Annotated in this window: 16 protein-coding genes; 8 read left to right on the top strand and 8 right to left on the bottom strand. The window is 73.7% G+C overall.

All coding sequences use genetic code 11. From position 1 onward, the window contains the following. Positions 1-89: 89 nt before the first annotated feature. Positions 90-1,445 (bottom strand): hypothetical protein, encoded by a 1,356-nt coding sequence (locus AB0E88_RS15425; protein WP_361629907.1) that lies wholly within the window; start codon positions 1,443-1,445, stop codon positions 90-92. A gap of 1,142 nt (positions 1,446-2,587) precedes the next feature. Between AB0E88_RS15425 and AB0E88_RS15420 the strand changes: the two genes are divergently transcribed. The 3 genes from AB0E88_RS15420 (at position 2,588) to tgmB (ending at position 4,126) form a co-directional block, all read left to right on the top strand. Next, positions 2,588-2,725 (top strand): hypothetical protein, encoded by a 138-nt coding sequence (locus AB0E88_RS15420; RefSeq protein WP_361629904.1) that lies wholly within the window; start codon positions 2,588-2,590, stop codon positions 2,723-2,725. A gap of 205 nt (positions 2,726-2,930) precedes the next feature. Beyond that, complete coding sequence (gene tgmA / locus AB0E88_RS15415) at positions 2,931-3,122, top strand: putative ATP-grasp-modified RiPP (RefSeq protein WP_361629901.1); 192 nt, start codon at positions 2,931-2,933, stop codon at positions 3,120-3,122. 17 nt (positions 3,123-3,139) lie between these two features. Next, complete coding sequence (gene tgmB / locus AB0E88_RS15410) at positions 3,140-4,126, top strand: ATP-grasp ribosomal peptide maturase (RefSeq protein ID WP_361629898.1); 987 nt, start codon at positions 3,140-3,142, stop codon at positions 4,124-4,126. A 31-nt stretch (positions 4,127-4,157) separates the two neighbouring features. Here tgmB and AB0E88_RS15405 read toward each other — a convergent pair whose 3' ends face one another. Together AB0E88_RS15405 and AB0E88_RS15400 are read right to left on the bottom strand one after the other, a co-directional pair. Next, positions 4,158-4,373 carry a hypothetical protein gene (locus tag AB0E88_RS15405; protein ID WP_361629895.1) on the bottom strand — a complete coding sequence of 72 codons (216 nt, stop codon included), beginning with the start codon at positions 4,371-4,373 and terminating at the stop codon, positions 4,158-4,160. A gap of 142 nt (positions 4,374-4,515) precedes the next feature. Then, positions 4,516-4,773: a DUF5133 domain-containing protein gene (locus AB0E88_RS15400; RefSeq protein WP_361629892.1), complete on the bottom strand. Its 258-nt coding sequence runs from the start codon at positions 4,771-4,773 to the stop codon at positions 4,516-4,518. Between the two features lie 264 nt (positions 4,774-5,037). Here AB0E88_RS15400 and AB0E88_RS15395 point away from each other — a divergent pair, with 264 nt between their 5' ends. Continuing rightward, positions 5,038-5,364, top strand: a complete 327-nt coding sequence (locus tag AB0E88_RS15395; RefSeq protein ID WP_361629889.1) for a hypothetical protein — start codon at positions 5,038-5,040, stop codon at positions 5,362-5,364. Positions 5,365-5,390: 26 nt separating this feature from the next. On the opposite strand, the gene AB0E88_RS15390 is transcribed toward AB0E88_RS15395, so the two are convergent. The 3 genes from AB0E88_RS15390 to AB0E88_RS15380 all read right to left on the bottom strand — a co-directional run bounded on the left by AB0E88_RS15390 (position 5,391) and on the right by AB0E88_RS15380 (position 6,864). Then, entirely contained in the window at positions 5,391-5,918 is a 528-nt protein-coding gene (locus AB0E88_RS15390; RefSeq protein WP_361629886.1) for an SRPBCC domain-containing protein, read from the bottom strand. A 184-nt stretch (positions 5,919-6,102) separates the two neighbouring features. Next, positions 6,103-6,243 (bottom strand): hypothetical protein, encoded by a 141-nt coding sequence (locus AB0E88_RS15385; protein WP_361629883.1) that lies wholly within the window; start codon positions 6,241-6,243, stop codon positions 6,103-6,105. Positions 6,244-6,282: 39 nt separating this feature from the next. Next, the gene (locus AB0E88_RS15380; protein ID WP_361629880.1) at positions 6,283-6,864 is read right to left on the bottom strand and encodes a hypothetical protein; all 582 of its coding nucleotides are present in this window, start codon (positions 6,862-6,864) and stop codon (positions 6,283-6,285) included. Positions 6,865-7,159: 295 nt separating this feature from the next. Between AB0E88_RS15380 and AB0E88_RS15375 the strand changes: the two genes are divergently transcribed. Both AB0E88_RS15375 and AB0E88_RS15370 read left to right on the top strand, forming a co-directional pair. Further along, on the top strand, positions 7,160-7,390 hold the full coding sequence (locus tag AB0E88_RS15375) for a DUF397 domain-containing protein (RefSeq protein ID WP_361629877.1): 231 nt from the start codon (positions 7,160-7,162) through the stop codon (positions 7,388-7,390). Between the two features lie 131 nt (positions 7,391-7,521). Next, a complete protein-coding gene (locus AB0E88_RS15370) occupies positions 7,522-8,436 on the top strand; it encodes a helix-turn-helix transcriptional regulator (RefSeq protein ID WP_361629874.1) in 915 nt (304 codons plus the stop codon). A 129-nt stretch (positions 8,437-8,565) separates the two neighbouring features. Here the strand turns inward: AB0E88_RS15370 and AB0E88_RS15365 are convergent, their stop codons facing one another. Further along, positions 8,566-9,384 carry an SAM-dependent methyltransferase gene (locus AB0E88_RS15365; RefSeq protein ID WP_361629871.1) on the bottom strand — a complete coding sequence of 273 codons (819 nt, stop codon included), beginning with the start codon at positions 9,382-9,384 and terminating at the stop codon, positions 8,566-8,568. A gap of 291 nt (positions 9,385-9,675) precedes the next feature. On the opposite strand from AB0E88_RS15365, the gene AB0E88_RS15360 reads away from it, so the two are divergent. Together AB0E88_RS15360 and AB0E88_RS15355 are read left to right on the top strand one after the other, a co-directional pair. Further along, on the top strand, positions 9,676-9,903 hold the full coding sequence (locus AB0E88_RS15360) for a hypothetical protein (RefSeq protein WP_361629868.1): 228 nt from the start codon (positions 9,676-9,678) through the stop codon (positions 9,901-9,903). Positions 9,904-10,036: 133 nt separating this feature from the next. Beyond that, the gene (locus AB0E88_RS15355; protein ID WP_361629865.1) at positions 10,037-10,924 is read left to right on the top strand and encodes a Gfo/Idh/MocA family oxidoreductase; all 888 of its coding nucleotides are present in this window, start codon (positions 10,037-10,039) and stop codon (positions 10,922-10,924) included. On the opposite strand, the gene AB0E88_RS15350 is transcribed toward AB0E88_RS15355, so the two are convergent. Next, positions 10,921-11,286 carry a hypothetical protein gene (locus AB0E88_RS15350; RefSeq protein WP_361629862.1) on the bottom strand — a complete coding sequence of 122 codons (366 nt, stop codon included), beginning with the start codon at positions 11,284-11,286 and terminating at the stop codon, positions 10,921-10,923. The genes AB0E88_RS15355 and AB0E88_RS15350 overlap by 4 nt on opposite strands. Positions 11,287-11,303 lie beyond the last annotated feature (17 nt).

Raw genomic sequence — 11,303 nt, 5'->3', positions numbered from 1 at the left:
GGGGGGGGGGGGCCCCCGCCGGCGCCGCCCCGCGGCCCCGCCCGCCCGCGGCGCCGGCCCGTCGCCTCGCGCGCTCCGCGCACCCGCGTCTACTCGGAGGAAGCCCGCTCCCCCACTGCCGCCGGGGCCGCGGCCGGTTCCGGGGCCGGGCGTTCGGCATCCGCACGTTCGGCGGCCGGGCGTCCGGCGGCCGGGCGCACGCACAGCGCCGCGAGTGCGGTCAGGGCGGCGGCGAGGGCCAGCGGGCCCGTGACCCACGGCGGTGCGGCCGTCAGCTCCAGGGAGCGTGACAGACCCGCCACGTCGATCCGGCCGACCAGCAGCCGGGCCGCCGCCATGGCCGCCGGTACGGCCACCGCCGCGCCGAGCACGGGCAGTGCCGGACGCCGGCGGGTCAGGAGCAGGGCCAGCAGCAGGCACAGGGCGGACAGCCCGAAGGCCACGCCGTACACCCGGGCCGATGCGCCGTCGCGGTGCAGCGGGAACCAGGCGACGCCGCACAGGGTCAGCACGAGCGCGGCGAGACGGCCGGCCCAGGAGGCGAGCGCGGCGGGCGGCCCGTCCTCGCGGGACGGCGACACCGGTTCGCCCGCCCGGTCCGCCTCGGCCACCGGCTGCTCGGTGCCGGACGGCGCGGGCGGCGCCTGCGCGGCGCGCTGCTCCCGCTCACGGGCCAACCGCCCGACGAGTTCCACCAGTTCCTCCACCGGGCGGCCGGTCGCCGCAGCGCGTACGGCCTCGTCGCCGCAGTGCTGCTCCGCCGGCTCGCGGTAGAGCAACTCCATCAGCCGGGTGACCTCCGCGACCGGGCGGTGCGCGGCGGCGGCACGGATCATCTCGTCGGCGTCCCCGGGGCGGTACGGAGGCCGGGAGAACACGGCGACCAGCCGGCTGACGTCCTCCACGGGCCGTTCGACACCGACGGCGCGCAGCACGTCGGCCGCCGCGCCCGCGTACTCCCCGGACTGCTGGAGGAGGGTGATCAGCTGGACGATGTCCTCCAACGGCCGCTGCGCGGCGGCGACGTGCAGCAGGCCGCCGACGGGGTCGGTGCCCGCGCCCGGGTCGGTGCGTTCGGCCGCGTTGATGCCTCCGACGGGATCGGGGCCGGCGGCTGGGCCGGTGCCTGCGTCGGGGCCGGTGCGGTCGCCCGTGTTGGTGCCTCCGACCGGGTCGGGGCCCGCGACCGGGCCGGTGCCGGCGGCCGGATCGGTGCGTTCGCCCGTGTTGGTCCCTCCGACCGGGTCGGGGCCCGCGACCGGGCCGGTGCCGGCGACCGAGTCGGTGCCGGCCGCCGGGCCCGTGTCGCCGCCCGGATCGGTATCTCCGGCCGGATCGCGCTCGGGTGCCGCCCCGGCCGGGGCGGCATGCTCACCGGCGACACCGTCCGTGGTGGCGGGGGTGCCCGAGCCGGACGCGACACCCTCGACCGGACGGGGGCTCACATCCGCAGGAACGGCTGAGGGCGAGGACTGCTCCGCAACCGGCGGCATGTCCGCACGCGGGGCCAGTCCCGGCTCGGACGGGACATCCGCACTCGTGGACGGCCCCGGACCGGACGGGTCCTGCGCGTACGGGGCCGGGGGCGGGCCGGACGGAACAACCGCACCCGGGGGCGACCCCGCGCTGGACGGGGCCTCCGTACCCGGCTGGACTCCCGTACCCGCCTGGGCATCCGCGCCGACCTGGGCCCTCGCATCGAACGGAACGTAGGGAACGTACTCGACGGAAGGGGCCTCCGAGCCCGAGCCCCTCCCCACGCCGTACGTGACGTCCGTCCCGGCAGCCACCGCGCCCGTCCCGGCACCGCCGCTGAACGGCGCGTCCGCCGCGGCGCCCACGCCCGGCCCGGCGCTCACCCCTGAGGCGGGGTTCGCTCCTGACACGGCGTCCACGCCGGACGCGGCGCCGGAGGCCGCGGCGGTGCCCGGGGCCGTCAGGCCGGCCCCGGCCGGCACGGCCTCCGCCGCCGCGGCGGGGTCCGCCCCCGGCGCGGCGCAGGCCGCAGGCAGGGCGCCCGGCCCCGCACCGGCGCGCGCGCCGGGATCGGCAGCCGGCGCGGACCGGGGTGCGGGGCTGAGGTCATGCCCGGGAGTCGGCGCGGACTCGGTTGCCGGGCCGTGCGGCGGTTCGGCGGCACGCGCCGGACCGGCGTCACGGACCGGGGCCGCGACGGGCGCCGGGCCTGGGTCGGGACCGGCGGGAAAGGCGGCGTGCCCGGGGCCCGGCGGTACGGCCTGAGCCTCGGCGGGGTCGGTCTGGGCGGTGTGGGGACGGTCCGGACCTTGCCGTGAAGAGCGGGTGATCATTATCGGCCCTCTCTGAGGGGTGCGGTCGCGCCTGGCCCCCGAGCTGCGACACGCGGCTTGCCCTGCCCATTACTAACGGGCGGAGGACGCGCCCGCCACTCCACCCGCGCACCCGTGTGAACACGGAAACACACGGGGCCCGGGGGCAGTGGGAACGGACGTTCGCGGGAACGGTTCCGCCGCGCGAGGCGGTAACCCGGCCCGGAAACGGGAATCCGTCCATCGAAAGCGGGGGAAGAGCAGACGTGGCGCGGCGGCTCCGCGCTGGGGGAGGACTCGTGGACACGGCCACCACGCGCACCGTCCTGCCGGCCGACGTTCTGCCCGACGCCCTCCATCCGGACGACATCGGCGCGCTCCCGCGCGCACCGCGGCCCCCGCGCCCTCTCGCGCACGGCGCCGTACCGGCGAGCTGACCACCGGGAGCCCGGCCCGCACATCCTCCTCACCACCGTGTCACCGACGGGCGACGAGGCCCAACTCCGCGCCGATCACGCAGAGTAAGGAAACCATTCACCCGTTCGATTCGTATAAGTGACTGGAGGTCGCAGGAAAGCGCCGGCCAAGGGGCTCCGCACGGCGGCACCACTTGTTCGATGCAGTACCGACGAGGGAGAGACGATGCAACCGTTCGCGCTCAACTACGCACGGCCCGCCGTGGAGTTGGAGTTCTCCGTGCCGTACACCTACGACTCCGGGCTGCAGTTGAACGTGCTCATCGACGGCCGGATCGCCGCCCGCGACCACGCGCTGCTGAGGGAGCTCGGGACCACGACATCGACGGCGGGTTCCAAGACCCACTTCGACGACTGAACGCGAGACCGCCGACAATGACCGTGCTGATCCTCACTTGTGAAGAGGACGTGACGGCCGACATGGTGGTGGTCCACCTGAACGCCGCCGCCGTTCCGGTGGTCCGGCTGGACCCCGCCGATCTCACCGGGGGTGTCGCGCTCTCCGGGGAGTACGTCCACGGGGCGTTCCGCGGCCATCTGTCCTCCGCCGGACGGCTGGTGAGCCTGGACGGCCTGCGGTCCGTGTGGGTCCGCAGACCCGGCGCCACGGCCGCCCGGGCGCCGCACGCGTCGGCGTGGCTCACGGAGGAGTCGGCGCAGGCACTGTACGGCATGCTCCGCGGCAGCGGCGCGCGCTGGATGAACCATCCGGACGCGGCCCGTCGCGCCCGGCACAAGCCCTGGCAGCTGCACCTCGCCCAGCGCTGCGGGCTGCCCGTTCCGGCCACGCTGATCACGACGTTCCCGCAGGCGGCCCGGGAGTTCGCCGCACGCTATCCGGACCTGGTCGTCAAGCCGGTCTCGGGCGCGCACCCGCAGGATCCGCCGCGGGCGGTGCCGACCAGCCGGGTCGCCCCGGACACCGACTTCTCGGCCGTCGCCTACGGACCCACCCTGCTCCAGCGCCGGATCGCCAAACGGGCCGACATCCGGCTGACCGCCGTCGGGGAGCGTCTGCTGGCCGCCCGCAAGCCGGCCGATCCGCACGCGCACCCGGACCTGGTCGACGTGCGTTTCGACACGTCGGGCCGGCCGTGGGAGCCGGCCGAGGTGCCGCCGCGCGTGGCGGAAGCGGTGCGGGGCTATCTGCGGGAGGCGGAACTGGCGTACGGCGCCTTCGACTTCGCCGAGGACGCCGACGGGACCTGGTGGTTCCTGGAGTGCAACCAGTCAGGTCAGTTCGGTTTCGTGGAGGTGGACACGGGCCTGCCGATCGCCCGTGCCGTCGCCGAGTGGCTGGGGCGGCCTCTGACCGATCACCGGCCCCAGCACGTCAACTGCACCGGCTCCGCCCTGCCCTGAACCCTCGGGTGGTCGCGGCCGGTGCGGGGGGTCACTGCGGGCGTGGCGCGGGCAGCATGGCCGTGCGCTGCCAGCCTGCGCCGGGGTGGGCGGCGCGCGGGGACGGGTCGGGGTAGCCGTGAGAGCGCAGCGGGCGCATGACCATCTCCAGCTCCCTGTTCACGCGCTCGGCCTCCCGGCGCACCTCGGTGGGCACGTCTCCGCATTCGGCGATCAGTCGGTCGTAGATGGGGGAATCCTGGAACACCCGGCGCTCTTCCTCTCGTGGGCCCGCGTGGTGGGCACGAGGGTCGAGTCTAGGCGTCCTCGTCCACGCCCGGGTGCCTTACCCCGCAGTCCCGCACACCGGCGATCGGGCCGGTGCGCGGGGCGTCAGGGGTTCGTGCGGGTCAAACCGCGAGGGACAGGCCGTTGTCGCCGTCCGTCTCGTGGGTCTGCGGCTGCGGCCGGTTCGCGGCCTGAAGCAGGGCGTCCGCCTTGGCGATCGCGTCGTACACGCTCGTGGTGCCCATCAGGACGCACAGGGTGTAGCTCACGTCCTCCAACTCCCGGGCCGTCGACGGCCTCTCCCTCTCCGCCTGGGCGATCTTGAGTGATGCGTACTGCGTCAGCAGATGCCTGACGACCTTCGGGTCCGGAACCAGCACGGAGCTCCCCTCTCTCGACTTTTTGCTCCGTATGCCCCGCCCTGGCAGGATCATGCACGCTTTCCCGGCCCATTGGCAGGATTTCCGTCGATGACGGGCCGTTGCGGCCGAAAAAGTCACGTGTGGGTCGCGGAACCATCACGGCACGGGTACGTCCGCCGAATTCACCCGAACCGTGGGCGCGTCGCGAGGAACCGCTTCTTCGCCGCACCGGGGGCAGTTGGACAGGGGGAACGGCCCCCTGTCTACGAACGGTGTCCACCGATGAGTTGGTCCGCCCGCGCCCTGTGCGCGCTCTACGTCGTCACCAGCGCCGGCCTGGCGTGGACGGCCGTCCTGGAGTTCGGCCACGGTCCCGCCTGGGTCGGTTGTCTGTTCAGCGCAGCGAGTCTGGTCCCGCTGATCGCCGTGGTCCGGGAGACGGAACGCCCCGGTACCGGCGCCACCACCACACCCGCGGCCCCGGACGCCACCGAGGCCCTCGTCCGCGCGGAGCTCGGGGCGGCGTGCTGCGAACGCTGGTGGACCAGTCTCGGCACGTCCCACGACGCGACCTGCCGCCACCCCACCCACCGCAGCAGCGCGGCCTGACGCCCGGCGCGCCCCCGGCCACGGGCTCAGGCGTCGGCCGCCAGGGCGGCCACGAGGCCGTTCAACCGCAGGCGTGTGGCGCCGCGCAGGTGCGGAAGGTCGTGCTCCGGCTCCGCCGACGCCGCCAGGAAGGCCGCCTGCTCGGTCCACCGCAGCCGGGTGCCGTCCGCCTCCGGGTCCAGTGCGACGGTCACCAGCGAAGCCCACCGCACGACGTCGTCCACCCGCGCCGTGTAGGCGTACACGATGCGCGAGCACGGGGTGAGGTCGAGGTAGCGGGACGCGTACTCGAGCCGTTCCGGCGGTGCGCCGGGAACCGGGAAAAGGCTCGACGCCCGTTCACCGCCGTTCACCGTGAAATCGTGCCGGTAGGCCGTCTGACGGCCCGGCAGCTTGAACCACCGGAGCCGGAGCGGCGTGTCGGAGAACGCCTCGTACACGGCGCTCGCGGGTGCGGGCAGGTGGAGTGAGACCGTGAAGGTGTCGTGCCGCGCCGCGGCGAGCGCGCCCTCGGACGATCCCTCCGCGGCTGCGTCGGGCGCGGTGGCTCCCATGTTGGTTGCGTCTCCTCAGTAGACCCGCGGTGCGTTCGGCGCCGCCAGGGGCACGCGGGGCTTCCCCCGTGTCCCACCGATCGGCACAGTACTGCGCGCGCCCTCGCCGTCGCCGCCCTTTTCGGCGGCGCGGCCCCGCACGTGGCCCTCGGTGCGTGGACGGCGACGCGCGAACAACCGCCGCTCAGGCCGCCTGCGGCGCGTGCAGCGCCATGCGGGCCCCGCCGCGGTGGAGGAGTTCGTCATGGGTGCCGGTCTCCGGCATGGCGCCGTCGCCCATGACCACGACCCTGGCGGCATCGCACAACGCGGCCCGCGTGGTCAAGCGCCTCCTCCAACTCAGAGGCCGACGACTGCGCCGGCCTCACACCCGCTGTGCGCTGTCCGAGACGTGTGAGCCCCACTCACCGAGCGCGCGGGCCAGTTCGGTGGTCGCCCGGGCGATCTCGGCGTCGCCCTCGGCCATCAGATGGCGCAGGACGCCGCGCCGGTCGCGCACGGCCTGACGGGCGGCCCGCTCCCAGGTGACGTGGTTCTCACGGTGGTTGAGGAGCTTGGGATAGGCGGCGGCGGTGCTCTCCCACTGCCGGGCGTCCGCGATGCTCTTGAGCAGCTGGATGATCCTCGCCCGGCAGGAGACGTGGGGAAGCTGGGCCAGCTCCCACAGGAAGGGGACCGTGACGGCGGTGGCCTGTTCCACCACGAAGCCGTACTGGCAGATGCGTTTCCGCACATCCTCCAGCGCGGCACGGGCCGTCGCGGGGTCCCCCCACGCGATCTGGTTGAGCAGCAGCGGGATCGCCGCGGCGGAGCCGGTGGAGTCCTTGATCTCCGCCCAGGGCACCTGCCCGAGGCCGGCGAGGGGCGCCTGCCGGGCCGCTGCCGCGGCGGGGACGTCGCGATCCGTGCGCGATGTGCTCTGCTGTCCGGTCGGAGCGGTGCGCATGACGTGGGGCCTTTCCACGGCGGTCGGGTCAGCTCGCAGGGGCCGGTCGGCCCGGGAGGCCGGACGGTTCGCCGGCCGAGTGCCTCACGTGCCCGCACACCCCGGCGACGCCCGATGTCCGCGGCGGTGTCGGCGCAGGTGAGAGCACGTCTTCTCCCTGAAATGACGTCAGGACCGGGCGTCCACCGAAGGGTTGACGCCACGGCTATTATCCACGCAGACGGCGCTCGCGTGCAATTGCACGAGAAATTGCGCGACACTGCGTCGACGGGTCGGTCACGGCAAGGAGACTGCGATGCCACCAGTACGCAACGGAGTGCGGGCGAGTTCGCTGGACGCACGGTGGATGAAGAGCCGGCACAGCAACGCCGAGGGGAACTGCGTCGAAGTGGCACCCCTCGTCGAGGGCGGCATCGCGATGCGCAACTCCCGTGACCCGGACGGACCCGCGCTGATCTACACGGCCTCCGAGATGGCGGCGTTCCTGGCGGGCGCGAAGGACGGCGAGTTCGACCACCTGGTGTGAGGCGGACCCGGGAGCCGTTCGGCCGATCCCGGCCCTGACCCAACTCCCCCGGATCGGGCGGATGATGGGCCGCATCGGCAACGAGTGCGATATTCTGGCCGTCAGGTCTGCCGGTCAACGGGGAGTGAAGGATGTCCGCTCAGTCGCATCGTCTCTCCCGGCTGGAATCGTATCTGGACCGGTCTGAGCCCGCGCCGACCTTGCTGAAGATGCTGGTCGGCGTCCAGCTGGCCGGTTTCCGCGAGGACGCCGGGTACTCCCAGGACCAGGCCGCCAAGGAGCTCGGTTTCAGCGGCGCGAAGCTGTCGCGCATCGAGGCCGGAAAGAGCCGTCGTCCTCCGGCCGAGAGCGATGTGCGCGCCCTGCTGTCGCTGTACGGCACCGAGGAATACGAGGCGTCGGTACTGCTGCGGCTGTTGCAGCGGGCGGGCCAGCCCGGCTGGTGGCAGCGCTACGACAAGCGCCTGATGCCCGAGTGGTTCGAGCGGCTGGTGGGGCTTCAGGAGGCGGCGGCCACCATCCGTACCTTCGAGATCCAGTACGTTCCCGGTCTGCTGCAGACCTCGGCCTACACCCAGGCCGTCGTCAAGCGCGGCCTGCCGAACGCGCCGGCGGGCGAGGTGCAGCGACGCGTGGAGCTGCGGATGCGCCGGGCCCAGCTGCTGCGGCGGGAGGACGCGCCGCAGCTGTGGGCGGTCATCGACGAATCGGTCCTGCTGCGGGTGCTGGGCAGCAAGGACGTCATGCGCGAGCAGCTCGAGCACCTCATCGAGATGGCCGAACGCCCGAACGTGACCGTCCAGGTCGTACCCCTGGACGTCACGGACGCGTCGGCGCCCGCCATCCCGATCACCTATCTGCGCTTCGACGGTCTCGATCTGCCGGACGTGGTCTATCTGGAGCACATCCGCAGCGCGAACTTCCTCGAGGACCGCGACGAGACCGAGGAGTACCGGTTCGCCCTGGACCGCCTCGCCGACGAGGCCCTGAAGCCGCGCGACACGATCGAGCTGCTGCGCGAAACGGTGAAGAGCCGCTACAGCTGACGGCCGCCGCGGGCCCCTGACGGGCCGCCGCGGGCAGGAACCACCGCGGGCGGCCGAGACGGGTCGCGCCTGCCGCCGTCGGCCCGACCGCGACGTGGGGACGGGCCGGCGCCGGCCGAGGGCGTGCGGTCAGACGACCCGGCCCACTCCGCCGAACTCGATCCACTCGTGGGTGAGCTGGCGCGGGGCGACCTCGGTGTCCGGACGCCAGGTGGAGACCTCCACCAGCCCCGGCTCCAGGATCTCGAGACCCTCGAAGAGTTCGGCGACGTCCTTCTCCTCGCGCACGCGGCCCCAGTGGCCCTGCGTCGCCTGGTCCATGAAGCCGGTGACGAACGCACGCACCTCCGGATCCTCGCTGACCAGCTGGCACATGACCAGGTAGCTGCCGGGCACGAGGCGTCGCGCGACCCGGCGGGCCACCGCGAGCGGTCCGTCGGTGTCACTGTCGGGGATGCAGTGGAAGACGGAGTTGAACAGCACGGCGACGGGCTCGGAGAAGTCGATCAGGCGCCGCGTGTCGGGGTGGTCGAAGATCTGGTCCGTGTCGCGCAGGTCGGCGTGGATCACGGTGGTGCGCGAGTCCTGCTCCAGCAGCGCCCGGCCGTGCACCAGCACCATGGGGTCGTTGTCGACGTAGACGACGTGCGCCGTGGGATCGAGCCGCTGGGCGACCTGGTGGACGTTGTTCTGGGTGGGCAGGCCGGAGCCGTGGTCCAGGAACTGCCGGATTCCGTGCTCCTCGGTGAGGGTCCGCACGACGCGCTGCAGGAAGTGGCGGTTGTTCAGGGCGAGCCGGCGGGTGCTGGGAACGACCTTGTCGAGCTGCTCGCACGCCGCGCGGTCGGCGGCGTAGTTGTCCCGGCCGCCCAGGTAGTGGTCGTACATGCGCGCGGCCGTCGGCACGCTGGAGTCGATCTCCGTGGACAGCTTCCTGTCTTCCCGCACCGTGCCCCCAACTCCGCACCCCGTCGCCCCAACCGGCAGCACAGAGCGTACTGGCAGGACCGGGGCGCGTAGGTCCGTTCCCGCACTCGTGCACGGCGACTTTCGGACACATGCGCATCGCTTCCCGACGCGGCACATGGCACCGTCCTGTTGCGCCTGAGCCGTTTGTGGCATATCACCGTTTTGTGCACGTCTCCCGTGAATCGTCACGCATTCTTCACCGGCGTCGAACGCATCAGCGGGTCGGTTCGGAGCACCCGTGAAGACATTCACCCTGCTTAGGGGGCTGCCGTGGTCTGGGTCGCCGTTCTGCTGTTGCCGTTGTTGTCCGTTCTGCTGCTGATCATGGATCGCATGGAGGACCGCTTGTTCACCGCACTGCCGGCCAGGCACCGGCACGCGGCGCGGCGGCGCCACTTGCGTCTGGTGCGCGGCGGGCGGGCCAGTCACTCGCGCAAAGCGGCGGCGGGCGCCACGTCGCCCGAGCCGGCGGGCCCCGCCGAACGCCCGGCGGCCTGACGCGCCTCGCCGAACGCCCGGCGGCCTGAGCGCCCCGGTCGGTGCGGGGTGTCTCACGGGACCCGCGGTGTGCCACGCTCGTGCGTGACCTCGCCGAAGGACCGTGAGGACGACGACCCTGTGAAGGAGCGGCATGCGCATCGGACTGCTCGGCACCGGACCCTGGGCGCGCCTGGTGCACGCCCCCACGCTCGCCGCCCACGAGGACGTGGACCTGGTGGGTGTCTGGGGCCGCCGGCCCGAAGCGGCCAAGGAGCTGGCCGAGAGCCACGGCACGCGGGCCTACGACGACGTGGACGCCCTGCTCACCGACGTGGACGCCGTCGCCGTCGCACTGGCGCCCGACGTACAGGCCGAACTGGCGGCGCGGGCCGCGCACGCGGGGCGGCATCTCCTCCTGGACAAGCCGCTGGCCACCTCCGTCACCGGCGGGCGCGCCGTCGCCGAAGCGGTGCGTGAGGCCCAGGTGGCCTCGGTCGTCTTCTTCACCGCCCGGTTCCAGCCGGAGTCCGAGGCGTGGATCGCCGAACAGGCGGACACGGGCGGCTGGTTCACCGCGCGGGCGCAGTGGCTGGGCGCGGCGTTCGCCGAGGGCAGTCCGTACGCCACCTCGCCGTGGCGCCGGGAGCGCGGCGCGCTGTGGGACGTCGGCCCGCACGCGCTGTCCGTGCTGCTGCCGGTGCTCGGGGACGTCGCGCAGGTGGCCGCCGCCGCGCGCGGGCCCAAGGACACCGTGCACCTGGTGCTGCGCCACGTCGGCGGGGCCTCCAGCGCCCTGGACCTGAGCCTGACGGTGCCGCCCGCGGCGGCCGGCGCCGTGGTGGAGCTGCGCGGCGAGTCGGGCGTGACACGGCTCCCGGAGCGCACCCAGGGGGCGCAGCAGTCGTACGCCCGGGCCGTCGACGCCCTGCTCGCCGCCGCCGCGGGCGGCGGCCCCCACCCTTGCGACGCGGCCTTCGCCCTGCGGGTCACCGAGATCCTCGCCGAGGCCGAGGACCTGCTGCCGCCCTCGGAGAACTAGCCTCTTCCGTCCCCGGGACCGCCGTCCGCCGGGGCGGCGGCCGGGCCGCCGTCGACGGGTTCGTCGCTCCAGCGGAACCAGGCGCGGTCGTCCTCGATGTGCAGCAGGAACTCGGCGACGGGGCCGTGCGGGGCGTGCAGCGTCACGGCGCGGGCTATGTCGTCCCACACCCGCTCCCACGCGTCCCGGTCCTCGTCGTCGGCCAGCGCCAGCTCCCGCTCGAACAACCCGCGCACCGAGCCGAAGGCCGGGCCGGCGGTGAACCGCCCGCGCAGCCAGGGGAAGTCGGCCTCCTCGACGACGACCTCCCCGATCGCGCCCGCCGCACCGGTCAGTCGCCACACCTGGCCCACGAAACCCATGTCGCCTCTCCCCCGCG

The organism is Streptomyces sp. NPDC028635 (genome assembly GCF_040637635.1).
Classification (GTDB): Bacteria; Actinomycetota; Actinomycetes; order Streptomycetales; family Streptomycetaceae; genus Streptomyces.
Note: the sequence above shows the minus strand (reverse complement) of the source record. Positions and strands in the feature narration are given on the sequence as shown.

Bases quoted from the DNA above. Each gene is read 5' to 3' on its own strand.
- AB0E88_RS15370 (WP_361629874.1), top strand. From the start codon at position 7,522: ATGTCCGCTCAGTCGCATCGTCTCTCCCGGCTGGAATCGTATCTGGAC.
- AB0E88_RS15375 (WP_361629877.1), top strand. From the start codon at position 7,160: ATGCCACCAGTACGCAACGGAGTGCGGGCGAGTTCGCTGGACGCACGG.
- AB0E88_RS15350 (WP_361629862.1), bottom strand. From the start codon at position 11,286: ATGGGTTTCGTGGGCCAGGTGTGGCGACTGACCGGTGCGGCGGGCGCG.
- AB0E88_RS15390 (WP_361629886.1), bottom strand. From the start codon at position 5,918: ATGGGAGCCACCGCGCCCGACGCAGCCGCGGAGGGATCGTCCGAGGGC.
- AB0E88_RS15355 (WP_361629865.1), top strand. From the start codon at position 10,037: ATGCGCATCGGACTGCTCGGCACCGGACCCTGGGCGCGCCTGGTGCAC.
- AB0E88_RS15395 (WP_361629889.1), top strand. From the start codon at position 5,038: ATGAGTTGGTCCGCCCGCGCCCTGTGCGCGCTCTACGTCGTCACCAGC.
- tgmB (WP_361629898.1), top strand. From the start codon at position 3,140: ATGACCGTGCTGATCCTCACTTGTGAAGAGGACGTGACGGCCGACATG.
- tgmA (WP_361629901.1), top strand. From the start codon at position 2,931: ATGCAACCGTTCGCGCTCAACTACGCACGGCCCGCCGTGGAGTTGGAG.
- AB0E88_RS15380 (WP_361629880.1), bottom strand. From the start codon at position 6,864: ATGCGCACCGCTCCGACCGGACAGCAGAGCACATCGCGCACGGATCGC.